The sequence below is a fragment of the Streptomyces sp. NPDC054883 genome, from assembly GCF_053610645.1.
In genome coordinates this window covers 35,972-59,819 of record NZ_JBSGYT010000021.1, presented here as the reverse complement: position 1 = coordinate 59,819, position 23,848 = coordinate 35,972, and the positions used below count along the sequence as shown (strand labels likewise).

The following is a 23,848-nucleotide window of genomic DNA, read 5'->3' as shown; positions in this document are numbered from 1 at the left end:
ACCTGGAGCGCGTCTGATGGCCGTCAATCTGGTCAATGTCGAGGCAGTCAGCAAGGTGTACGGCACCCGTACCCTGCTCGACGGCATCTCCCTCGGCGTGTCCGAGGGAGACCGCATCGGTGTCGTCGGCCGCAACGGCGACGGCAAGACCACCCTCATCCGGATGCTCGCCAAGCTGGAGGAACCCGACACAGGCCGGGTCACCCAGTCCGGCGGGCTGCGCATGGGCGTCCTCACCCAGCACGACTCCCTCGACCCGCAGGCCACCGTCCGCCACGAGATCATCGGCGACATGGCCGACCACGAGTGGGCCGGCGACGCCAAGATCCGCGACGTGCTGACCGGTCTCTTCGGCGGCCTCGACCTGCCCGGCTTCGGGCAGGGCCTCGACACCGTCATCGGCCCGCTCTCCGGCGGCGAGCGCCGCCGCATCGCCCTGGCCAAGCTCCTCATCGCCGAGCAGGACCTCCTGATCCTCGACGAGCCCACGAACCACCTCGACGTCGAAGGCATCTCCTGGCTGGCCAAGCACCTCCAGGAACGCCGCTCCGCACTCGTCTGCGTCACCCACGACCGCTGGTTCCTCGACCAGGTCTGCACCCGCATGTGGGACGTCCAGCGCGGAGCCGTCCACGAGTACGAGGGCGGCTACAGCGACTACGTCTTCGCCCGCGCCGAACGCGAACGGATCGCCGCCACCGAGGAGTCCAAGCGGCAGAACCTCATGCGCAAGGAGCTCGCCTGGCTGCGCCGCGGCGCCCCGGCCCGCACCTCCAAGCCGCGCTACCGGATCGAGGCCGCCAACGAGCTCATCGCCGACGTGCCGCCGCCGCGCGACACGTCCGAGCTGATGCGCTTCGCCAACGCCCGCCTCGGCAAGACGGTCTTCGACCTGGAAGACGTCACCGTCCAGGCCGGACCCAAGATCCTCCTCAAGCACCTCACCTGGCACCTCGGCCCCGGCGACCGCGTCGGCCTCGTCGGCGTCAACGGCGCCGGCAAGACCTCCCTGCTGCGCGCCCTCGCGGCGGCCGCCCGCACCCAGGGCGAGGAGCAGCCCGCGGGCGGCAGCGTCACCGTAGGCAAGACCGTCAAACTGGCCTACCTCTCCCAGGAGGTCGGCGAACTCGACCCGTCGCTGCGCGTCCTGGAGGCCGTCCAGCGCGTCCGCGACCGCGTCGACCTCGGCAAGGGCCGCGAGATGACCGCCGGCCAGCTCTGCGAGCAGTTCGGGTTCACCAAGGAGAAGCAGTGGACGCCGGTCGGCGACCTCTCCGGCGGCGAACGGCGGCGACTGCAGATCCTGCGGCTGCTGATGGACGAGCCCAACGTCCTCTTCCTCGACGAGCCGACCAACGACCTCGACATCGAGACCCTGACCCAGCTGGAGGACCTCCTCGACGGCTGGCCCGGTTCGATGATCGTCATCTCCCACGACCGGTTCTTCATCGAGCGCACCACGGACACCGTGATGGCGCTGCTCGGTGACGCGACCCTGCGGATGCTGCCGCGCGGTCTGGACGAGTACCTGGAGCGCCGCCGCGCGATGATCGAGGCCGCCGCCCCGGCGCCCGCGACCGCGGCCGTCAAGTCGTCCTCCTCGGGTGACGCGCGCGCCGCGAAGAAGGAACTCCAGAAGATCGAGCGGCAGCTCAACAAGATGTCGGACCGCGAGTCGAACCTGCACGCCCAGATCGCCGAGAACTCCACCGACTACGACAAGGTCGCCAAGCTCGACGCGGAGCTGCGCGAACTCATCGCAGATCGGGACGACTTGGAAATGCGCTGGCTGGAGCTGGCCGAAGAGGCCTGACCCGCGCCGCGCCCGGCCGCCCGGCGGCCGGATAACGACCGCGTCACGGGCCGGTCCTCCCTTGGGAACAGGGCGTGGACCGGCCCGATGTATGTTCGGCGTCAGTGATAGAAAGGTCATCCTCCCGTCACGACCGTCCCACGCCGAAGGTATGCGCTGATGACCGAGCCGCCCCAGCCGCCGCCGAACCAGCCGCCGCCGCCTTCCGGTTACGGCCACCTGCCCGGCCCGCCGCAGCCCGCGTACGTGCCCCCGCCGGGCCAGAACCCGTACGCCCAGCAGCCCGTGACGGCCCCGCAACCGCCGCCCGCGAACGCGCCGTTCCCGCAGCCCGGCTACGGGTTCCCGCCGCAGCCCCCGACGGTCCCGGGGGTTCCCCAGCACCTGCCCGGCGCCCCCGGCGGGAAGGGCCGGCAGAAGCTGGTCGTCACCATCGCCGCCGTCGCGGCCGCCACGATCGTCCTCGGCGCCGGCGCGTACTTCGCCTTCGGCCGGGACGGCGGCGGCTCCCCCCGGCATCCCGTCGCGGGCCCCACCTCCTCCGACTCCGACGGCAAGCCCTCCGGCTCGCCCTCCGTCGACACCGGCGACGGCAGCGGCAACGGCGCGGGCGATCAGGAAGACTTCAACGCGGGCCGCAAGCCCGGCGAGGACAAGGTCCTCTGGTACAAGAGCGCGAAGATCGACGGGCCGGGCGCGGGCATTCCCGCGCAGGGCCAGTGGGCCGTCGGCGACACGGTCGTCAAGGCGGTCGGCAAGTCCCTGGTCGGCTACCAGGTCACCGACGGCAAGCAGAAGTGGAAGCTCGACCTGCCCGCCGACATCTGCGGCACCACCGAACAGACCACCGGCGACGGCAAGACGGTCATCCTGCTCAAGGAGGGCGACGGCGACGGCGCCGACTGCAACCAGGTGAAGCTGATCGACCTCAAGGCGGGCAAGGAGGGCTGGACGAAGACCGTCGAGCAGCAGAACCTCTTCGACACCGCCATCAGCGCCTACCCGAGCATCGTGGGCGACACGGTCGCCGTCAACCGCCTCATCTCCAGTACCGCCTACAAGATCAGCACCGGGGACAAGCTCTTCACCGGCAACGTCCCCGAGGGCTGCAAGCCGCACGCCTACATCGGCGGCAACGCCAAGATGATCGGCCTGGCCACCTGCGAGGACGCCGACCGCACCGTCGAAGTCCAGGGCACCGACCCGGCCAGTGGCAAGAAGAGCTGGACCTACCGCCTGCCCAAGGGCTTCACCGTCAGCCGCGTCTACTCCGTCGACCCCGTCGTCCTCGACGTCGGCAACCGCGACACCAAGCAGCGGGCGGTCATCTCCCTCGGCCCCGACGGGCAGAAGCGCGCCAGCATGTCCGCCGAAGGCTCCTTCTCCGCCTGCCCCGGCGGCGACGAAGGCCGGCAGGGCTGCGGCACCTCCGCCGTCGCCGACGACACCCTCTACCTGGCGACGGCGACCGCGACGGGCGGCAAGTCCAACGAGATCGTCGCCTTCGACCTGGGCACCGGCAAGGCGAAGTGGCGCACTCCCTCCGGGAACAACGCCCTCATCGCCCCGCTCGTCGCCGAGCACGGGCGGCTCGTCGCCTACCGCAAGAGCCTCTCCTCCGACCAGGGCGGTGAGGTGATCGCGGTCCCGGCCGCCGGTGGCAACCCCACCGTGCTGCTGCACAACCCTTCGGGAGCCGCCTCGAAGGTCGAGAGCGCGTTCTACTCCCCGGAGCTCGACTACGTGGACGGCCGGTTCTTCCTGTCCGTCACCCGCCTGCAGGCCGACGGCAAGGACGAGAAGCTCCTGATGGCATTCGGCAAGTGAACGAGTCCACCGAGCCGCCCACCGAGAGGCAATAGATCCCCCCATGAGCACGCCCAGCACCCCGCCCCCGCCCAACCAGCCGCCCTCCGGCGGCTACGGGACGCCCCCGCCGCCCAACCAGCCGCCGCCGGGCGGGTACGGGACGCCCCCGCCGCCCAACCAGCCGCCGCCGGGCGGGTACGGGACGCCCCCGCCGGTCCCGCCCGCACCGCCGACGGCCGCGCCGCAGCCCGCCGCCCCGTCCGGGCAGCCCTCCTACGGCTACCCCCCGCAGGCACCGGCCGGCTACGGGTACCCCCAGCAGCAGCCCGGCTACCCCACCGTCCCGCAGCAGGCCGCGGGCCAGGACGGCGGCGCGGGCGGCGGAGACAAGCGCACCCAGCTGATGATCGTCGGCGCCGCGCTGCTGGCCATCGTCCTCATCATCGGCGGCGGCTTCTGGTACGTCTCCGACCAGGGCAGCGGCGGCGGCACGCAGCCCACCGCCAACGGCGGCCACAGCGGCTCCCCCGACAACGACAAGGGCGGCTCGGCCCCGGGCGGCACGGAGAAGGTCCCGGCCAACACCAAGTCCCGGACCCTGGTCAACGTCCCCAGCCCCGCGCCCGAGGATGTCGTCTCCGTCGACGGCTCCTGGCTCACCGACACCACCTACGTCAAGTCCGACGTGGCCAAGGTCGTCGGGTACAACCTCGTCGACGGCGGCAAGAAGTGGGAAATCCCGCTCCCCGCCCAGATCTGCGCCGCGACCAAGCACGTCAGCGGCAACAAGACGGCCATCCTCTTCCAGGAGGGCATGGCCAGTGACAGCAACAAGTACCCCCAGTGCACCCAGGTCGGCGTCATCGACCTCGACGCCGGCAAGCTCCTCTGGTCCGGCACCGCCAAGTCCCAGACCAACGGCGACAAGCCCGTCGCCTTCACCGAAGTCACCCTCAGCGGCCAGACCGTCGCCGCCGGCGGCCTGCGCGGCGGCGCCGCCTGGAACCTCGCCGACGGAAAGTCGCTGTGGACGCCCAAGGTCGACGGCGACGGCTGCTACGACCTCGGCTACGCGGGCGGCGAGGCCCTCGCCGTGCTCCGCAAGTGCGGCCGCGAGCCCAACGTGACCCTGACCGCGCAGACCCTCGACCCCGCCACCGGCGCGCCGAAGGCCTCGTACAAGCTCGCCCCCGGCATCGAGTGGGCCGGCATCATCTCCACCAAGCCGCTCATCGTCGCCGCCAACGTCGGCAACACCGCCAAGAACGCCACCAACGTCAGCGACCTCTTCGTCGTCGACGACGCGGGCCAGCTCAAGTCCCGCATCGGGCTCTCCAGCGGCAACTACGCCCCCGACTGCCCCGCCACCGAGGTCGAGCAGTGCTCCGGCATGGTCGTCGGCAACGGCAAGGTCTACATCCCCACCTACGAGCACCAGGGCTCCTCCAGCGTCGGCCGCACCAACGAGCTGGTCTCCTTCGACCTGGAGACCGGCAAGGGCACCACCGACCGCGCCGATGCCGGCGAGCGGTACACGATGTACCCGCTGCGCATGGACGGGTCGAACATCATCGCCTACAAGGAGCCCCCGTACGACGGCGGCGGCCAGATCGTCAGCATCGACGGCAAGACGATGAAGCAGACCGTCCTGATGCAGAACCCGTCCGACAAGGCCGCCCACAGCGCCGAGACGCAGTTCGTGGTCGACCACTCGGAGTTCCGCTACCACAACGGACACCTCTTCATCGCCCGCACGATGGTCCGCAAGCCGTACTCCAGCACCAGCGAACCGGAGCACCTGTTCGTGTCCTTCATCGCCAACTGACCTGCCGGCCCCCGCGCACGAGCCCCCGGACGACCCAACGCTTCCGGGGGCTTTCGCGCGGTAACCGGCACGCCCCGTCGAACAAGCGTGTAGCTTGCCGGGTCAGGAGGAACGGGGAGGGTGCCCTCATGGGCGTACGGGTCATGGTGGTCGACGAGCACCGCCTGCTGGCCGAGGCGCTCGCCTCGGCCCTCAAACTGCGCGGCCACCGGGTCCTCGCCGCGGCCGCGCCGGCCGCCGGCGCGGCCGAACTGGTCATCAGCCGCGCCCCCGAGGTCTGTCTCTTCGGTACCGCCACCCCGGCCGAACCGGCCGTCTTCGAACCCGTCGTCCGGATCAGGCGCGAGCGCCCGCAGATCGCCGTCGTGGTCCTCGGCCCGGTGCCGAACCCGCGCGGGATCGCCGCCGCCTTCGCCGCGGGCGCCTGCGGGTACGTACGCCACGACGAGCGCATCGAGGGTGTGGAACGGGCCCTGGCCAAGGCCCGGGCGGGGGAGGTCGCCATCTCCCCGCAGCTGTTGCAAGGCGCCTTCGCGGAGCTGCTGCACCCCGCCGCCCAGCCCGACGACGAGGGCAGCCGGCTGCTGCGGCTGCTCACTCCGCGGGAGGTGGAGGTACTGGTCCGGGTCGCGGAGGGCGAGGACACCCGGCTCATCGCGGCCGGCATGGCCATCGCGCCCAGCACCGCGCGGACGCACGTCCAGCGGGTCCTGATGAAGCTGGGTGTGGGTTCGCGGCTGGAGGCGGCCGCGCTGGCCGCCCGTACCGGCCTGCTGGACCGGGCGGCGCCGCCCGTGTGGCCGCCGCGGGGCTCCCAGGACTGAGCGGGCCCGGGGCCGGGAAGCCGGGGCGGCAGTCCGCGTTCCGGGGGATTGCGGCAGGATGTCCCGGGCGGATTTCCCCGGAGGCGTGCGATCCGGTAAGCCGGACCCAGCACGCGGTCGCGCGTGCGTTCCCACTCGAGAGGCAGCAGCAAGTGAGCAAGTACCTGGTCACGGGCGGCGCCGGATATGTGGGCAGCGTCGTCGCCGCCCACCTCCTGGAAGCCGGCCACGAGGTCACCGTCCTCGACGACCTGTCCACCGGTTTCGGCGAGGGCGCCCCCGCGGGCGCCACCCTGATCAACGGGCGGATCCAGGACGCCGCCCGGTACCTGGACCCCTCCTTCGACGCCGTACTGCACTTCGCGGCCTCCTCGCAGGTCGGCGAGTCCGTCGCGAACCCCGGCAAGTACTGGGACAACAACGTCGGCGGCACCCTCGCGCTGCTGACCGCGATGCGCGGCGCGGGCGTGCGCAAGCTCGTCTTCTCCTCCACCGCCGCCACCTACGGCGAGCCCGCCGAGGGCCTGCTGACGGAGACGTCGGTGACCGCGCCGACCAACCCCTACGGCGCCTCCAAGCTGGCCGTCGACCACATGATCGCGGGCGAGTGCGTGGCGCACGGCCTGGCCGCCGTGTCGCTGCGCTACTTCAACGTGGCCGGCGCTTACGGCGAGTTCGGCGAGCGGCACGACCCCGAGACGCACCTGATCCCGCTGGTCCTCCAGGTCGCGCTCGGGCAGCGCGAGTCCATCTCGGTGTTCGGGGACGACTACCCGACGCCCGACGGCACCTGCGTCCGCGACTACATCCACGTCGCGGACCTCGCGCAGGCCCACCTGTCGGCGCTGCGCGTCGCCGCCGAGGGCGAGCACTTGATCTGCAACCTCGGCAACGGCAGCGGATTCTCGGTCCGCGAGGTCATCGAGACCGTCCGCAAGGTCACCGGGCGGGAGATCCCCGAGATCGTCGCCCCGCGCCGCCCGGGCGACCCGGCGGTCCTGGTGGCCTCCGCCCGCACGGCGCACGAGCGCCTCGGCTGGACCCCCACCCGCTCCGACCTCACCGGCATCGTGACCGACGCCTGGAACTTCGCGCGCCGCAACCACTCCTGACCGGCCCGGGCACTCGCGACCGGCCCGGCGCCGTCCGGTGGCGGGGGCGCGTGCCGTTTGTCCGCACGCCGTGCGTGGGCGCTCTGCGCGGGCGCCCGGCGTGCGTACGCCGGGTGAACCGCGCCGAGTGCAACTGCCCGCGGCACGCGCCGGGCCCCGAACCGTCCGGCCGATCACCGCGCAGGTGAAATCAAGCCAGGCAGAGGGCTGTTCAGGGCCTCCATGCCGGAAAATCGCTCGAAAAACTTCTGCTATTCGGCCAACGCCGGAGCCCACCCGCTCTACGCTGATGCGTGACACCGGTGGGGGCCGGTGTTGATTCAGGGGTCGAGATACGCCGGGTACGGCGTCCGCTCCGGGGTAGTGCAGAGATGTCTCGGCGGCGGCCGCGGCTGCTGCGGATCATCACCCGGTCCGGGCACCGTACCCGCCGTCGTCCGTTCCCCGACCCGTGGGGGTTTTCGTGGTTCGTATCCGGGTTCTCGTCGTCGACGATCACCGCATCTTCGCCGAATCTCTCGCGGCCGCGCTCGCGGCCGAGCCGGACGTGGACGTGTCCGCGGCCGGCAGTGCTCCCGCCGCCGTGCGCTGCCTCGAACGCGCGGCGGCCGAGGGCCGCCGCTTCGACGTCATGCTCGTGGACGCCGACCTGGGCGCCGCGGCGGGGACCGTGCCCGTACAGCGCGCACCGGGCTCCGGGCCACCGGCCGCGCCGCCCGGCGCGGACGGGATCGCGCTGGTCGCGGGCCTGCGCACGGGCCATCCCGGGGTCCGTACGGTGGTCCTCGCCGAACGCGACGACCCCCGTCGGGCCGCGCTCGCGCTCCAGGCCGGGGCTTCCGGCTGGGTCGCCAAGGACTGCTCGCTCTCGCGGCTGCTGGCCGTCATCCGCGGGGTGCTGCGGGAGGAGACGCACCTTCCGCCCGCCCTGCTGACCGGGGTGCTGCGGGAGCTCACCGCGGCCCGCAAGCACCGTACGGACAGCGAACGCCTGGTGGAGTCGCTGACGCCGCGCGAGCACGAGGTGCTGCGCTGCATGGTGGCCGGGCTGGGCCGCAAGGACGTGGCCGCGCGGCTGTTCCTGTCACCGCACACGGTGCGCACCCACATGCAGAACGTCCTGGGCAAGCTCGGGGTGCACTCGACGCTCGCGGCGGTGGCGCTGGCCCGGCGGGCCGGCGTCCGGCCGGCGGAGCTAGCCGGGGATGTTGTCGAACGGAGCGGTCAGCCTGCGTAGCAGCGCCGCGAGGTCACCGCGCTGGCCCTGGGAGAGCTGGGCGAGGATGGCGCGTTCCTGCGCGAGCAGTCCGGCGAGGGACTGGTCGGCGCGGTCGCGGCCCTCGGGGGTCAGCCGGACCAGCACGCCGCGCCGGTCGCTCGGGTCGGGAAGCCGCTCCACCAGGCCTTTCTTGGCGAGCCGGTCGATGCGGTTGGTCATGGTGCCGGAGGTGACCAGGGTCTGGGTCAGCAGCTGGCCGGGGGAGAGCTGGTACGGGGCGCCGGCGCGGCGCAGCGAGGTGAGGACGTCGAACTCCCAGGGCTCCAGGCCGTGCTCGGAGAAGGCCAGCCTGCGGGCGCGGTCGAGGTGGCGGGCGAGCCGGCTCACCCGGCTCAGCACCTCGAGCGGTTCAACGTCGAGGTCAGGGCGTTCTCGCCGCCATGCCGCGACCAGTCGGTCGACCTCGTCCTCCATGCCGATCAGTGTAAGGGGTCTGTCGATGTGAAGTCTCTTCAATTCGAGGATCTTGGGTGCTGGATATCTCGATATCGTGTATCTTGACGTCAAGATATATATTCGGCCAGGATGGGAATGGAGGGGGCCGGACGGCTTCCGCTTCCAACCGCCCCATCAGCAGGGAGGCTTCGCATATGCATTCCGATACCGCCTCGGCCCCGACGCCCGTCGCCACCGCTCCCGTGGCGCCGGTCTGGGACCCCCAGCAGTACCTCCGGCACGCCGGGCACCGCACGCGCCCCTTTCTCGACCTGCTGACCCGGATACCCGAGCTCCCCACCGCCCCCGCCCGCATCGCCGACCTCGGCTGCGGTCCCGGCAACGTCACCGCGCTGCTCGCCGACCGCTGGCCCGAGGCCCGGATCACCGGCTTCGACCTATCCCCGGAGATGCTCCGCCGCGCGTCCCAGGACCACGCCGGTCCCACCCCCGGCGGCGGATACCTCGACTTCGCACCGGCCGACCTCGCCGACTGGCACCCGGAGGAGACGTACGACCTGATCGTCTCCAACGCCGCCCTCCAGTGGGTGCCCAACCACCCCGGCTCCTTCGCGGCCTGGATCACCGGACTGCGGCCCGGCGGCACCTTCGCCTTCCAGATCCCCGGCAACTTCACCGCGCCCAGCCACCGGATGCTCGCCGACCTCTGCGACACCCCCCGCTGGCGCGACCGCCTCGCCGGCCACGGCGCGCGCTACGTGCACATCCTCGAACCCGCCGAATACCTCGCCCGGTTCACCGAACTCGGCTGCGCGGTCGACGTCTGGGAAACCACCTACCACCAGCTGCTGTCCGGTCCCGACCCCGTGCTCGACTGGGTCAAGGGCACCGCCCTGCGGCCCGTCCTGACCGAACTCGGCGACGACAAGGAGGCCGTCGACGCCTTCCTCGCCGAATACCGCGAAGCCCTGCGCGGCGCCTACCCGCCCGGCCCCCGCGGCACGGTGTTCCCCTTCCGCCGCATCTTCGCCGTCGCCCGCAAGGAGGCCTGAGGTGCTCACCGCGCTCGACCACATCCAACTCGCCGCCCCGCCGGGCTCGGAAGACCTCCTGCGCGGCTACTACACCGACGCCCTCGGCATGACGGAGCTGCCCAAACCGCCCGCCCTCGCCGCCCGCGGCGGCTGCTGGTTCGCCGCCGGACCCGTACGGCTCCACGTCGGGATGGAAGAGGACTTCCGGCCCGCCCGCAAAGCCCACCCGGGCCTGCGCGTCACCGGGATCGAGGACTACGCCCGCCGGCTCGCGGAACACGGGGCGGACGTCCACTGGGACGCCGACCTGCCCGGACACAAGCGGTTCTACTCCCACGACCCGGTCGGCAACCGCCTCGAATTTCTCGAACCCGCCACCTGACGACGCACCGGCGCCCCGCCACCGGAAATCCGGTGACGGGGCGCCGTGTCGTGGTGCAGGTACGACTAGCCGATGCTGCGGTAGCTCACGTTGCCGCGGAACATGACGCGCGGGGTGAGGACCTCGCTGCCGAACAGGCTGTGGCCGCCTTCCATGCGGAACGCGTTGCCGCCGGCGTCGACGAGGACCAGGTCCGCCTTGCCGTCACCGGTGAGGTCACCGGGCGATACGACGTCCTTGAAGCCGCCCATGAACGCGTAGACCATCCAGCGGGCGCCGAACGGCGCGCTCGCCTTGCCGGTGCCCGGGTAGAAGTACAGACCGCCGGCGTTGTCGATGCCGACCATGTCCGCGTAGCCGTCGCCGTTGAAGTCTCCGGCGGCGAGCTGCTTGTACTGGTCCCAGCCGCCGCCGATGTTGATCGGGGCCGCGAAGGCGTTGCCCGTGCCGTTGCCCTGGTGGACGTACAGGTTGCCCCAGATGTCACGGGTCAGCAGGTCACCCTTGCCGTCGCCGGAGACGTCGCCGCCGCCGAGCACCAGGTTGGTGACGCCCCACCAGTCACCGGCGATGCTCTGGTTCGTGGTGCGGTTGGTCAGGCCCCACTGGTTGAACTGGAACTTGTGACCCCAGTTGGTCTTGTCCATGCCGGAGACCACGACCAGCTTCGAACCGTCGTCCGGCCAGACGAAATCGCCGGACTTGCGGGGGTCGAAGAGGGTGCCGTCGCTCTTGTTGTCGTAGGACCAGTACTGGCCGGCGGCGTCGACCGTGCCGACGTTGTGCTTGCCGTGGACCGGGGTGATGCCCGCACCGAGGATGAGCTCGTTGCTCGTCCAGTTCGAGCCGCATTTGTACTGCGGGGAGAACAGGCCGTTGCCCTCCGAGAAGTGGCAGAACAGGTCACCGGTGGGCGTGACGCCCATCATGTCGGCCTTGCCGTCGCCGTCGAGGTCGTCGGCGGCGATGATCTGGGTGTACCCGGTCCAGCCGGTGGCGATCTGCGTCCGCCACTCGAACGGGTTCGCGCCGTTGCCGGTTCCCTTGTGGAGGAACAGTTCACCGGTGTACGTACGGGCCAGGACGTCCGCGTCGCCGTCGCCGTCGACGTCGCCCAGGCCGACGATCTGGTCGTACTGGTTCCACCCGCCACTGACCTTGACCGCGGCCGCGAACGGGCTGGCGAGGTTGCCGGTGCTCTTGTAGTAGTAGAGGTCACCGGCCGGCGTGCGGGCGATGACGTCGGGGCGGCCGTCCTTGTTCAGGTCGCCCGCCGAGATGACGCGGTTGTACATCTGCCAGCCGGAGCCGGTCCAGGTCGGCGCACCGGCGTAGCCGCCGGAGGTCTCGCGGAGCTGGAGCTTGCCGTCGAAGGTCAGCGTCAGGATCTCGGGGTTCCAGCTGCCGCCCACGTTGCCGAGGGCGATGATGTCCTTGACCGTCTCGGTGTCGTCGCCCTCGATGCGGAAATCGGTGGCGGGGCTGCCCGCGGCAGCGCTGGTCGCGAAGGCGCCGGCCCAGCCGCGCGTGTTGCGGAAGACCAGCTCGCTGAAGCCGTCGCCGTCCAGGTCCAGGCGCGGCTGGGAGACGTTGCCCGCCGCGGCGGCGGCGAGGCCCTGCGGGGCGACCGTACGCGCGCCCTTGTTCGCGGACGTGGCCTTGGGGGCCACGACTCCGGGCGCCGGGGCGGCGGCGTGCGGGACGGCGGCCTTCGGGCTGGTCGATACCTTGGCCGTGGCGGGTGCCGGGCGGTCGGAGGCCTTGCCGGCAGCGGCCGCCTGGCCTACGGAGAGCATGGTGCCCGCGGAGAGGGCGAGAGCGGTGCAGGCCGCGATGCGGCCGAGGCGCGAAGAGCGCAAGAGGGTTCCCCAGTAACTCGCAGTGGAACCGGGTGGTCATCACGACAGACGTCGACGCAGGCCAGAGCGGCACTGGGCGTCGGTCGCACTTTCCCCCCCGGGAAGTGAACCTCACAGTACCGGCGCGTTTTCCGAGGTCAAAGTTGTTTCTCGTACAACTTTTCGGGCCGTGGGTGATCGGCCGGCGGGACGCCGCGTCAGCTCTTGCGGTGGCCCACCAGGCGGGGGCGGGCCTCCAGGTTCTCCAGGCCGTGCCAGGCCAGGTTCACCAGGTGCGCCGCCACCTCCGCCTTCTTCGGGCGCCGCGTCTCCAGCCACCACTGGCCCGTCAGCGCCACCATCCCGACCAGCGCCTGCGCGTACAGCGGAGCCAGCTTCGGATCGAAACCCCGGGCCTTGAACTCCAGGCCCAGGATGTCCTCCACCTGAGTGGCGATGTCACTGATCAGCGACGCGAAGGTGCCCGTCGACTGCGCCACCGGCGAATCCCGCACCAGGATCCGGAAACCGTCCGTATAACTCTCGATGTAGTCCAGCAGCGCGAAAGCCGCCTGCTCCAGCAGCTCCCGCGGGTGCCCGGCCGTCAGGGCCCCCGTCACGCCGTCCAGCAGCTGGCGCATCTCGCGGTCCACGACCACCGCGTACAGGCCCTCCTTGCCGCCGAAGTGCTCGTACACCACCGGCTTCGACACCCCGGCCTTGGCCGCGATCTCCTCCACCGACGTGCCCTCGAAGCCCTTCTCGGCGAACAGCGCCCGGCCGATGTCCAGCAGCTGCTGACGCCGCTCCGCACCCGTCATCCGCACCCGGCGGCCACGCCGGGGCTTGTCACCGCTGGAACTGCTGCCGTCGATCGCCACGTCCCCCATCATGCCGCGTTCGAAGACATTTCCCTGCGTCGGGCATCGATGCGGGAATCCGACGGCCACCGCACGTCAGAAGCCCACCCCAGCCGCTCGAACCAGCGGATCAGCCGCGCACTGGAGTCGACCTGGCCGCGCAGCACACCGTGCCGCGCCGACGTCGGATCGGCGTGGTGCAGGTTGTGCCAGGACTCGCCGCACGACAGCACCGCCAGCCACCACACGTTCCCCGAACGGTCGCGCGACTTGAACGGGCGCTTGCCCACCGCGTGGCAGATCGAGTTGATCGACCACGTCACGTGGTGCAGCAGCGCGACCCGCACCAGCGAGCCCCAGAAGAACGCCGTGAAGGCCCCCCACCACGACATCGTGACCAGACCTCCGACGAGCGGCGGGATCGCGAGCGACACCACCGTCCAGAGCACGAAGTCCCGGGAGATCCGCCGGATCGCCGGATCCTTGATCAGGTCCGGCGCGTACTTCTGCTGGTTCGTCTGCTCCTCATCGAACAGCCAGCCGATGTGCGCCCACCACAGCCCCTTCATCAGCGCCGGCACCGTCTCGCCGAACCGCCACGGCGAGTGCGGGTCACCCTCGTGGTCCGAGTACTTGTGGTGCTTGCGGTGGTCCGCCACCCACCGCACCAGCGGCCCCTCCACCGCCATCGAGCCCATCACGGCCAGGGCGATCCGCAGCGGCCGCTTCGCCTTGAAGGAACCGTGCGTGAAGTAGCGGTGGAAGCCGATCGTGATGCCGTGGCACGCCAGGAAGTACATGAACACCATCAGGGCCACATCCAGCCAGCTCACCCCCCAGCCCCAGGCCAGCGGAAGGGCGCCGAGCAGTGCCACGAACGGGACGGTGATGAACAGCAGCAGCGCGATCTGCTCGACAGACCGCTTGTTCTCGCCGCCGCGGGTCGCGGACGGCTCACTCGATTCCGACGGCGCCGATGCGCCCCCGGTCAGGTCGTCGGTGATGGTCACAGTGGATCCCCTGGGGGGTGAGGAGACGAGGAGCACGTGATCACGGACCCTACGGTCCCGTAACCTACGGCAACGTAAGTATGGCAAAGTCGGCGCCCGCGGCAAGAGGAAGCCCGCGCTGCCGTCACACGAGCACCGGACACCTATCCTGGTCACGTCGGACAGCGCGGTCCGCACGGGCAGCCCGAGCTGCGCAGCGGCCCCGCCGCGCCCGGCCCGGGAGCCCACCGCCCAGTAGCGCTCGAACACTGCAAGGAGCCGCACCTGTGAGCAGTGCTGACCAGGCCGCCCAGGCCCCCGTCACCCAGGCCCCGGCCACCAAGGCCACCCTCACGCAGGCCGCCGCCGCCAACGCGGAGCTGCGCGCCGACATCCGCCGCCTCGGCGACCTCCTCGGCGAGACCCTCGTACGCCAGGAAGGCCAGGACCTCCTCGACCTCGTCGAACGCGTCCGCGCCCTCACCCGCACCGACGGCGAGGCCGCGGCCCGGCTCCTCGGCGACACCGACCTGGAAACCGCCGCCAAGCTCGTCCGCGCCTTCTCCACCTACTTCCACCTCGCCAACGTCACCGAACAGGTACACCGCGGCAAGGAACTGCGCGCCCACCGGGCCGCCGAAGGCGGCCTCCTCGCCCGCACGGCCGACATGCTCAAGGACGCCGACCCCGCACACCTGCGCGAAACGGTCAAGAACCTCAACGTCCGGCCCGTCTTCACCGCACACCCCACCGAGGCCGCCCGCCGCAGCGTCCTGAACAAGCTGCGCCGCATCGCCGCCCTCCTCGAAGAACCCGCCACCGGAGCCGGCGAACGCCGCCGCCACGACCTGCGGCTCGCCGAGAACATCGACCTCGTCTGGCAGACCGACGAACTGCGCGTCGTCCGCCCGGAGCCCGCCGACGAAGCCCGCAACGCCATCTACTACCTCGACGAGCTGCACGCCGGCGCAGTCGGAGACGTACTCGAAGACCTCGCCGCGGAACTCCAGCGCGTCGGCGTGGAGCTGCCCCCCGGCACCCGCCCCCTCACCTTCGGCACCTGGATCGGCGGCGACCGCGACGGCAACCCCAACGTCACCCCCGACGTCACCCGCGACGTCCTGATCCTCCAGCACGAACACGGCATCACGGACGCCCTCGCGGCCATCGACGAGCTGCGCGGACTCCTCTCCAACTCCATCCGCTACACCGGGACCACCGAGGAACTCCTCACCTCGCTCCAGGCCGACCTCGAACGCCTGCCCGAGATCAGCCCCCGCTACAAGCGGCTCAACGCGGAAGAGCCCTACCGCCTCAAGGCCACCTGCATCCGCCAGAAGCTCCTCAACACCCGCGAACGCCTCGCGAACGGCACCCCCCACCAGGACGGCCGCGACTACCTCGGCACCGCCGAACTCCTCGCCGACCTCACCCTCATCCAGGACTCCCTGCGCGAACACCGCGCGGCCCTCTTCGCCGACGGCCGCATGGACCGCACCATCCGCACCCTCGCCGCCTTCGGCCTCCAGCTCGCCACCATGGACGTCCGCGAACACGCCGACGCCCACCACCACGCACTCGGCCAGCTCTTCGACCGACTCGGCGAGGAATCCTGGCGCTACGCCGACATGCCCCGCGACTACCGCGGCAAGCTGCTCGCCAAGGAACTCCGCTCCCGCCGCCCCCTGGCCCCCACCCCCGCACCCCTCGACGCCGCCGGCGCCAAGACCCTCGGCGTCTTCTTCGCCATCAAGGACGCCTTCGAGAAGTTCGGCCCCGAAGTCATCGAGTCCTACATCATCTCGATGTGCCAAGGCGCCGACGACGTCTTCGCCGCCGCCGTCCTCGCCCGCGAAGCCGGCCTCATCGACCTCCACGCGGGCTGGGCCAAGATCGGCATCGTCCCCCTCCTGGAAACCACCGACGAACTCAAGGCCGCCGACGTCATCCTCGACGCCATGCTCGCCGACCCCTCCTACCGCCGCCTGGTCTCCCTGCGCGGAGACGTCCAGGAGGTCATGCTCGGCTACTCCGACTCCTCCAAGTTCGGCGGCATCACCACCAGCCAGTGGGAGATCCACCGCGCCCAGCGCCGGCTGCGCGACGTCGCCCACCGCTACGGCGTCCGCCTGCGCCTCTTCCACGGCCGCGGCGGCACCGTCGGCCGCGGCGGCGGCCCCTCCCACGACGCGATCCTCGCCCAGCCCTGGGGCACCCTCGAAGGCGAGATCAAGGTCACCGAACAGGGCGAGGTCATCTCCGACAAGTACCTCGTACCGTCCCTCGCCCGCGAGAACCTCGAACTGACCGTCGCGGCGACCCTCCAGGCATCCGCCCTGCACACCGCCCCCCGCCAGTCCCACGACGACCTCGCCCGCTGGGACGCGGCCATGGACACCGTCTCCGACGCCGCCCACGCCGCCTACCGCGCCCTCGTCGAAGACCCCGACCTCCCCGCCTACTTCTTCGCCGCCACCCCCGTCGACCAACTCGCCGACCTCCACCTCGGCTCCCGGCCCTCCCGCCGCCCCGACTCCGGCGCCGGCCTCGACGGCCTCCGCGCCATCCCCTGGGTCTTCGGCTGGACCCAGTCCCGCCAGATCGTCCCCGGCTGGTACGGCGTCGGCTCCGGCCTCAAGGCCCTGCGCGAAGCCGGCCAGGACGACGCCCTCGGCGAAATGGGCAAGCGCTGGCACTTCTTCCGCAACTTCCTGTCCAACGTCGAGATGACCCTCGCCAAGACGGACCTGCGGATCGCCCGCCACTACGTCGACACCCTCGTCCCCGACCACCTCAAGCACGTCTTCGACCGCATCGAAGCCGAACACGAACTCACGGTCCGCGAAGTCCTGCGCATCACCGGCGGCCGGCAGCTCCTCGACTCCCACCCCGTCCTCCAGCAGACCTTCGCCGTCCGCGACGCCTACCTCGACCCCATCTCCTACCTCCAGGTCTCCCTCCTCGCCCGCCAGCGCGCCGCCGCCGAACGCGGCGAAGAAGCCGACCCGCTCCTCGCCCGCGCCCTCCTCCTCACCGTCAACGGCGTGGCCGCGGGCCTGCGCAACACCGGCTGACCGGCCCACAGCGAACGCAAAAGAGGGGGTCCCCGGCCGGGGACCCCCTCTTCCGTACCACCCGCTACGCGTTGTACGCCGACTGCGCCCGCTCCAGACCCTCCTGGATCAGGCACTCCACCGCATCCGCCGACCGGTCCACGAACCAGTCCAGCTCCTTGCGCTCCGACGACGAGAAGTCCTTCAACACGAAGTCCGCCACCTGCATCCGGCCCGGCGGCCGCCCGATCCCGCACCGCACCCGGTGGTAGTCCGGCCCCATGGCCTTCGTCATCGACTTCAGCCCGTTGTGCCCGTTGTCCCCGCCGCCCAGCTTCAACCGCAGCGTCGGATAGTCGATGTCCAGCTCGTCGTGCACGGCGACGATCCGCTCCAGCGGCACCTTGTAGAAGTCCCGCAACGCCGACACCGGGCCGCCCGACAGGTTCATGAACGACATCGGCTTGGCCAGCACCACCCGCCGGTTCGCCGGACCCGGAGGACCCATCCGGCCCTCCACCACCTGCGCCCGCGCCTTGTGCGCCTTGAACTTCCCGCGCATCCGCTCCGCCAGCAGGTCCACCACCATGAACCCGATGTTGTGGCGGTTGCCCGCGTACTCCGCCCCGGGATTCCCGAGACCGACGATCAGCCAGGGCGCCGCGTCGTCCGACATCAAAAAGCTCCTTAACGAAATCGACCGCCGTCCCGCTCCAGTGGAGCCGGACGGCGGTCGTTCAGCAAGTGCTGCCAATGCTGAGAGGCAGAGGCGTGACTCAGGCCTCGGTGCCCTCGGCGGCCTCGGCGGCCGGCTCCTCGGCCTGCGGGGCGACGACCTGCAGGACGGCGACGTCACCGTCGACGGCCAGCGTGGTGCCCTTCGGCAGGACCAGGTCGGAGGCGTGAATGGTGGCGCCGGCCGCGAGGCCCGCGATGGAGACGGTGACCTCGGTCGGGATGTGCGTGGCCTCGGCCTCGACGGAGATCGTGTTCTGGAGGGTCTCCAGCATGTTGCCACCGGCGGCCAGCTCGCCCTCGGTGACGATCGCGACGTCGACGGTGACCTTCTCGCCCTTCTTGACGATCAGGAAGTCGACGTGCGAGATCGAGCGCTTCAGCGGGTGCTTCTGCACGGCCTTCGGGATGACCAGCTCGGTGCCGCCGTCCTTGACGTCCAGGGAGATCAGGACGTTGGGGGTACGCAGCGCCAGCTGAAGGGCGTGGGCGTCGACGTTGACGTGCTTCGGGTCGGTGCCGTGGCCGTAGATGACGGCGGGGGTCAGGGCGTCACGACGGGCCTGACGGGCAGCGCCCTTGCCGAAGTCGGTGCGGGACTCGGCGGAAAGCTTGACCTCGGACATGCTCACTCCTCGTGGGGTGACGGAAAAAGGACGACAGTCACCCGGCCGGAACGGCCTGCTACGAAGAGCGCGTCGATAACGGAGCATCCGCACCCGGAAAAACAGGTACGGCCTCCCTCGCCGAGCAACTCAAGGAGTCTACCCGGCCGGAGGCCGTACCCAAAAAGGATCAGTGGCGGCGACCGCGCCGCTGCTACCGCAGCTCCTACTGCTGCTCTTCGAACAGGCTCGTGACCGAACCGTCCTCGAACACCTCGCGCACCGCCCGCGCGATCATCGGCGCGATCGACAGCACCGTGATCTTGTCCAGCTCCAGGTCCGACGGGTCCGGCAGCGTGTTCGTGAACACGAACTCGCTCACCTTCGAGTTCTTCAGCCGGTCAGCGGCCGGACCCGACAGGATGCCGTGCGTCGCCGTCACGATCACGTCCTCCGCACCGTGCGCGAACAGCGCATCGGCCGCGGCGCAGATCGTGCCGCCCGTGTCGATCATGTCGTCCACCAGGACGCAGACCCGGCCCTTGACCTCACCCACGACCTCGTGGACGGTCACCTGGTTCGCCACGTCCTTGTCACGACGCTTGTGCACGATCGCCAGCGGCGCGTCCAGCCGGTCGCACCAGCGGTCCGCCACCCGCACCCGACCCGCGTCCGGGGACACGATCGTCAGCTTCGACCGGTCCACCTTCGCGCCCACGTAGTCCGCGAGGACCGTCAGCGCCGACAGGTGGTCCACCGGACCGTCGAAGAAGCCCTGGATCTGGTCCGTGTGCAGGTCCACCGTCAGGATGCGGTCCGCACCGGCCGTCTTCAGCAGATCGGCCACCAGGCGCGCCGAGATCGGCTCGCGCCCCTTGTGCTTCTTGTCCTGACGGGCGTACCCGTACGACGGCACGATCACCGTGATGGAACGCGCCGACGCACGCTTCAACGCGTCGATCATGATCAGCTGTTCCATGATCCACTTATTGATCGGAGCCGTGTGGCTCTGGATCAGGAAGCAGTCCGCACCACGAGCCGACTCCTGGAAACGAACGTAGATCTCACCGTTCGCGAAGTCGAAAGCCTTCGTCGGCACCAGGGCGACGCCCAGCTGGTGCGCGACCTCCTCGGCCAGCTCGGGGTGGGCGCGGCCGGAGAAGAGCATCAGCTTCTTCTCGCCGGTCGTCTTGATCCCGGTCACAGCACAGTCTCCTCAGACGTGTTGAAAGCTGCTCGCCCCCGTGTGCGTCCGTCCCGCACACGGTGAGCCAGCCGAATTGCGTGCACCTATCACGGTACGCCGTCGCGGGCGCACCTGTTTCCGGTCAGTTCACCCGGACAACCGCTCAACGCGGCCCCGAGTCCTCCCCGACCGCCGACTCGGCCGCCGCGGCAGCGGCGCTCCCCGGACGCTTGCGGGCCACCCAGCCCTCGATATTCCGCTGCTGGCCACGGGCCACGGCCAGCGCACCCGCCGGCACGTCCTTCGTGATCACGGACCCGGCCGCCGTGTAAGCGCCGTCCCCGACCGTGACGGGAGCCACAAACATGTTGTCCGAGCCCGTCTTGCAGTGTGAACCGATCGTCGTGTGGTGCTTGTGCTCACCGTCGTAGTTCACGAAGACGCTCGCCGCACCGATGTTGGTGTACTCGCCGATCGTCGCGTCCCCCACGTACGACAGGTGCGGCACCTTGGTGCCCTCGCCGATCGTCGCGTTCTTCATCTCCACGTACGTACCGGCCTTGGCCTTCGCGCCGAGAACCGTCCCCGGACGCAGGTACGCGAACGGACCCACGCTCGCCGACTCCCCGATCACCGCGGAGTCCGCCACCGTGTTGTCGACCCGCGCCCCCGCACCGACCCGGGTGTCCGTCAGCCGGGTGTTCGGACCGACCTCGGCCCCCTCCCCGACGTGCGTGCCGCCCAACAGCTGCGTACCCGGGTGGATCAGCGCGTCCTGCCCGAACGTCACCGACACGTCCACCAACGTGCTCGCCGGATCCACCACCGTCACGCCCGCCAGCATCGCCCGCTCCAGCAGCCGCGCGTTCAGCAGCGCACGCGCCTGTGCCAACTGCACCCGGTTGTTGATCCCGAGGATCTGCCGGTGGTCCGCGCCCACGGCCGCGCCGACCCGGTGGCCGGACTCGCGCAGGATGCCGAGGACGTCGGTCAGGTACTCCTCGCCCTGGCTGTTGTCGGTGCGCACCTTGCCGAGCGCATCGCTCAGCAGCGCCCCGTCGAAGGCGAAGACGCCGGAGTTGATCTCACGGATCGCGCGCTGGGCGTCGGTGGCGTCCTTGTGCTCGACGATGGCCGTCACGGCGCCCGTCGCGGCGTCGCGGACGATCCGCCCGTAGCCGGTGGAGTCCGGTACCTCGGCGGTCAGCACGGTGACGGCGTTGCCGTCGGCGCCGTGCGTGGCGACGAGGGCGGCGAGGGTCTCGCCGGTCAGCAGCGGGGTGTCACCGCAGACGACCACGACCGTCCCGGTGATCTCGCCGCCCAGCTCTTCGAGGGCCATCCGGACGGCGTGCCCGGTGCCGTTCTGCTCGTACTGGACGGCGGTACGGACACCCGCGTCGATCTCGGCGAGGTGCGCGGTGACCTTCTCGCGGGCGTGGCCGACGACGACCACGAGGTGCGCGGGGTCCAGCTCGCGCGCGGCGGCGACGACGTGACCGACGAGCGAGCGCCCGGCGATCTCGTGCAGAACCTTGGGAGTGGCCGACTTCATGCGGGTGCCTTCACCCGCTGCGAGTACGACGACGGCTGCCGGGCGGGGTGCGCTCACGGGGGTGCCCTTCGGCTTCGGGGGTGGACCCGTGCAGGATACCGGTGGCCCGAACCCCGGAAACGAGGCCGGGTCCCGACCATGGAGGTCAGGACCCGAACTTGAGCAACTGATTTGTGTGAGCTCCCGGAGAAGGATTCGAACCCTCATTCAATGGACCAAAACCATTTGTCCTGCCCTTAGACGATCCGGGATAGTTCGCCTGTTGTGTCCGATATTGGTGATCGGCTGCGGCTGCAGCCCCTACTATGCCGCACCACCAGCCTTCGATGCGACGGTACAGACCGGCGCTTTGGAGTACGCGGACCGCGAGACAGCCGTGGTAGTTCTCGCCGGTGTTCTTTCGCGCCGTCTTCGGATTGTGGCGCTTCAGTGTGGTCTTGAGGAACACGGCCCCGCTCTCGCCCACGAGGTCCACCCAGAACTTCTCTGCCGCCGGGATGTCGGCCGACTCGTGGATCGTGATCGCACAGCGGATCTGGTTGCCGTCGACGCCCGGCAGGCGCAGCCAAGTGAGGTAGGTACGGATCATCGCCGGGTCGCTGTTGACGAAGATCGCGCGCTCGCGCCGGTCGTAGGTTTTGTCCTTGCTGCCCTCTGCCCAGTAGAGGCCGACGCCGAGAATGAACAGTTCCCGTTCCGAGAGCTCGCCGATCTCGGCCGCGGCCTCCTGCTTGATGCGGCGCCGCTCCTCGTCGCGTGTGTCGAGAGTCCGCTCCCAGTCCCGCTTGGCGATCGCAGAAGCCTCTTCCGGCGTGCGGCGCCGCTCCGGCTTCAGGAGGTCGCGGACCCAGAGGGAGATGGAGCTCTTCGAGCAGCCCAGCTCGACCTGGATCTCGTCGTAGGTCATGCCCTGGAGGCGCAGTTCGCGGGCCTTCGCGCGGAGGTCGTCCTTGGTGTTCGGGCGCTTGGTCCATTCGGGGGCGGGTTCGCCCTCCAGCAGGCGGTTCAGGATGTCGTTGTTGTGGACGTGCAGGCGGTCGCGGATCTGGCGGCGGCTGAGACCGTCGCGGCGGAGGGCGACCGCCTGCTCGCGGAGGGATTCGTAGGTCGTGGCGCCCGTGCGGAGTCCGCCGGTGCCGTCGCCGGGGCGACGTCGGATTTCGGTCATGTCGCCAATGCCGTCCGGAATGCGGGGGGTCGGGTGTCGGTCAGCGGAACATTCAGTCGTACGTGCGATTACCGGCGGTTTGCCGGAAAATCAGGCCGGTCCGTGGTGGGGGCGCTGCGTACGCTGGACGGCATGACCAGTACGGGGGAAGAGCAAGGCCGCGCTGGGCCGCCTTTGTGGTGGGAGCGGCGGCGGGACGTCGTGGCGGACGTGGGGATCGGGGCGGTGTCCGCCCTGGAGTGTGCGTGGGAAGGGGTGGGGTTCGCCCGCGAGGCCGGGGTGCCGGTGGTGCTCGGGGTGGTGTTCGGGTTCGTGGTGGGGGCCACGCTCGTGCTGCGGCGCCGGTGGCCGGTGGCCGTGGTGCTGGTGGCGATCGCGGTGACGCCGGCGGTGATGGGGTTCCTGCTGGGCGTGGTCGGGCTGTACACGCTGGCCGCGTGCGAGGTGCCTCGGCGGGTCACGGCGATCCTGACGGCGATGTCGCTCGTCGCGACGCTGGTGGTGATGTACCTGCGGACCGACGACGAGCCGGGGGTGACGCCGACCCTGGTGATCTCGCTGTCGGTCTTCGTGGCGGTGGCGCTGACCGTGCCGCCGGTGCTGCTCGGCATGTACGTCGGCGCGCGGCGCCGGCTGATGGAGAGCCTGCACGAGCGGGCGGATTCGCTGGAGCGCGAGTTGTCGCTGCTGGCGGACCGGGCCGAGGAGCGGGCCGAGTGGGCGCGTACGGAGGAGCGGACGCGGATCGCGCGGGAGATGCACGACGTGGTGGCGCACCGGGTGTCGTTGATGGTGGTGCACGCGGCGGCGGTGCAGGCGGTGGCGGCGAAGGATCCGGTGAAGGCGGCGCGGAACGCGGCGCTTGTGGGGGACATGGGCCGGCAGGCGTTGACGGAGCTGCGGGAAATGCTGGGGGTGTTGCGGGCGGAGGCGCCGAAGCGGTTGGAGCCGGTGGCCTCGGTCGCCGCCGTCACGGTGGTGGAGGAGGGGCCGTCGCTGGCGGAGCTGGAGGTGCTGGTGGGGCAGTCCCGGGCGGCGGGGATGGTGGTGGAGCTGGACGTGCGGGGGGAGCGGCCGGGGTACGCGGCGGAGGTGGAGCAGACGGCGTACCGGGTGGTGCAGGAGGCGTTGACCAACTGCCACAAGCACGCGCCGGGTGCCGAGGTGGTGGTGCGGCTGGCCCATCGGGAGGGTGAGGTGGCCATGCAGGTGGAGAACGGGCCGTGTGACGGGGAGGCGGGCGGGGCCGGTCTGCCGAGCGGGGGGAACGGTCTGGTGGGGATGCGGGAGCGGGTGCTGGGGCTCGGCGGGGTGTTCGTGGCGGGGCCGACGGACTCGGGTGGCTTCCGGGTGTCGGCCGTGCTGCCGTGCGTGCGCGGGTAGCT

18 protein-coding genes, 1 tRNA gene and 1 pseudogene are annotated in these 23,848 nt (G+C 70.7%); 10 read left to right on the top strand and 10 right to left on the bottom strand.

What is annotated here, in order from left to right:
• Window positions 1-16: 16 nt before the first annotated feature.
• From ACWGH1_RS17615 to ACWGH1_RS17590, 6 genes are all read left to right on the top strand, one after another.
• A complete protein-coding gene (locus ACWGH1_RS17615; RefSeq protein ID WP_453353621.1) occupies window positions 17-1,813 on the top strand; it encodes an ABC-F family ATP-binding cassette domain-containing protein in 1,797 nt (598 codons plus the stop codon).
• A gap of 159 nt (window positions 1,814-1,972) precedes the next feature.
• Entirely contained in the window at window positions 1,973-3,640 is a 1,668-nt protein-coding gene (locus tag ACWGH1_RS17610; protein ID WP_453353620.1) for an outer membrane protein assembly factor BamB family protein, read from the top strand.
• Window positions 3,641-3,683: 43 nt separating this feature from the next.
• Complete coding sequence (locus tag ACWGH1_RS17605; RefSeq protein WP_453353619.1) at window positions 3,684-5,447, top strand: outer membrane protein assembly factor BamB family protein; 1,764 nt, start codon at window positions 3,684-3,686, stop codon at window positions 5,445-5,447.
• A 128-nt stretch (window positions 5,448-5,575) separates the two neighbouring features.
• Window positions 5,576-6,271 carry a response regulator transcription factor gene (locus tag ACWGH1_RS17600; protein WP_453353618.1) on the top strand — a complete coding sequence of 232 codons (696 nt, stop codon included), beginning with the start codon at window positions 5,576-5,578 and terminating at the stop codon, window positions 6,269-6,271.
• A gap of 152 nt (window positions 6,272-6,423) precedes the next feature.
• Entirely contained in the window at window positions 6,424-7,383 is a 960-nt protein-coding gene (gene galE, locus ACWGH1_RS17595; RefSeq protein ID WP_453353617.1) for a UDP-glucose 4-epimerase GalE, read from the top strand.
• 463 nt (window positions 7,384-7,846) lie between these two features.
• The gene (locus ACWGH1_RS17590) at window positions 7,847-8,620 is read left to right on the top strand and encodes a LuxR C-terminal-related transcriptional regulator (RefSeq protein WP_453408799.1); all 774 of its coding nucleotides are present in this window, start codon (window positions 7,847-7,849) and stop codon (window positions 8,618-8,620) included.
• Here ACWGH1_RS17590 and ACWGH1_RS17585 read toward each other — a convergent pair.
• Window positions 8,579-9,076, bottom strand: coding sequence for a MarR family winged helix-turn-helix transcriptional regulator (locus ACWGH1_RS17585; RefSeq protein ID WP_136213571.1), 498 nt, complete (start codon window positions 9,074-9,076; stop codon window positions 8,579-8,581). The two genes, ACWGH1_RS17590 and ACWGH1_RS17585, sit on opposite strands and share 42 nt — an antisense overlap.
• Before the next feature lie 176 nt (window positions 9,077-9,252).
• Here ACWGH1_RS17585 and ACWGH1_RS17580 point away from each other — a divergent pair, with 176 nt between their 5' ends.
• Entirely contained in the window at window positions 9,253-10,110 is an 858-nt protein-coding gene (locus ACWGH1_RS17580; protein ID WP_453357334.1) for a trans-aconitate 2-methyltransferase, read from the top strand.
• 1 nt (window position 10,111) lies between these two features.
• Complete coding sequence (locus ACWGH1_RS17575) at window positions 10,112-10,474, top strand: VOC family protein (protein WP_453357335.1); 363 nt, start codon at window positions 10,112-10,114, stop codon at window positions 10,472-10,474.
• A 65-nt stretch (window positions 10,475-10,539) separates the two neighbouring features.
• On the opposite strand, the gene ACWGH1_RS17570 is transcribed toward ACWGH1_RS17575, so the two are convergent.
• The 3 genes from ACWGH1_RS17570 to ACWGH1_RS17560 form a co-directional block, all read right to left on the bottom strand.
• Window positions 10,540-12,333, bottom strand: a complete 1,794-nt coding sequence (locus ACWGH1_RS17570) for an FG-GAP repeat domain-containing protein (RefSeq protein WP_453352395.1) — start codon at window positions 12,331-12,333, stop codon at window positions 10,540-10,542.
• Between the two features lie 197 nt (window positions 12,334-12,530).
• The gene (locus tag ACWGH1_RS17565; protein WP_453352394.1) at window positions 12,531-13,205 is read right to left on the bottom strand and encodes a TetR family transcriptional regulator; all 675 of its coding nucleotides are present in this window, start codon (window positions 13,203-13,205) and stop codon (window positions 12,531-12,533) included.
• Window positions 13,202-14,182 (bottom strand): acyl-CoA desaturase, encoded by a 981-nt coding sequence (locus tag ACWGH1_RS17560; protein ID WP_453352393.1) that lies wholly within the window; start codon window positions 14,180-14,182, stop codon window positions 13,202-13,204. Before ACWGH1_RS17560 ends, ACWGH1_RS17565 begins: the two co-directional genes overlap by 4 nt.
• 359 nt (window positions 14,183-14,541) lie before the next feature.
• Here ACWGH1_RS17560 and ppc point away from each other — a divergent pair, with 359 nt between their 5' ends.
• Window positions 14,542-17,235 carry a phosphoenolpyruvate carboxylase gene (ppc, locus tag ACWGH1_RS17555; protein WP_453408808.1) on the top strand — a complete coding sequence of 898 codons (2,694 nt, stop codon included), beginning with the start codon at window positions 14,542-14,544 and terminating at the stop codon, window positions 17,233-17,235.
• Window positions 17,236-17,299: 64 nt separating this feature from the next.
• Here the strand turns inward: ppc and pth are convergent, their stop codons facing one another.
• From pth to ACWGH1_RS17525, 6 genes and pseudogenes are all read right to left on the bottom strand, one after another.
• The gene (pth, locus tag ACWGH1_RS17550) at window positions 17,300-17,890 is read right to left on the bottom strand and encodes an aminoacyl-tRNA hydrolase (RefSeq protein WP_453352392.1); all 591 of its coding nucleotides are present in this window, start codon (window positions 17,888-17,890) and stop codon (window positions 17,300-17,302) included.
• A gap of 100 nt (window positions 17,891-17,990) precedes the next feature.
• Window positions 17,991-18,575, bottom strand: coding sequence for a 50S ribosomal protein L25/general stress protein Ctc (locus tag ACWGH1_RS17545; RefSeq protein WP_453352391.1), 585 nt, complete (start codon window positions 18,573-18,575; stop codon window positions 17,991-17,993).
• A gap of 205 nt (window positions 18,576-18,780) precedes the next feature.
• On the bottom strand, window positions 18,781-19,758 hold the full coding sequence (locus tag ACWGH1_RS17540; RefSeq protein ID WP_136213578.1) for a ribose-phosphate diphosphokinase: 978 nt from the start codon (window positions 19,756-19,758) through the stop codon (window positions 18,781-18,783).
• A 145-nt stretch (window positions 19,759-19,903) separates the two neighbouring features.
• Complete coding sequence (gene glmU / locus ACWGH1_RS17535) at window positions 19,904-21,352, bottom strand: bifunctional UDP-N-acetylglucosamine diphosphorylase/glucosamine-1-phosphate N-acetyltransferase GlmU (protein WP_453352390.1); 1,449 nt, start codon at window positions 21,350-21,352, stop codon at window positions 19,904-19,906.
• A 123-nt stretch (window positions 21,353-21,475) separates the two neighbouring features.
• Window positions 21,476-21,546, bottom strand: a tRNA-Gln gene (locus ACWGH1_RS17530).
• 14 nt (window positions 21,547-21,560) lie between these two features.
• Window positions 21,561-22,463 (bottom strand): annotated as a pseudogene (locus ACWGH1_RS17525) (hypothetical protein); the annotation flags it as partial.
• Between the two features lie 132 nt (window positions 22,464-22,595).
• On the opposite strand from ACWGH1_RS17525, the gene ACWGH1_RS17520 reads away from it, so the two are divergent.
• The gene (locus ACWGH1_RS17520) at window positions 22,596-23,846 is read left to right on the top strand and encodes a sensor histidine kinase (protein ID WP_453352389.1); all 1,251 of its coding nucleotides are present in this window, start codon (window positions 22,596-22,598) and stop codon (window positions 23,844-23,846) included.
• Window positions 23,847-23,848: the final 2 nt, after the last annotated feature.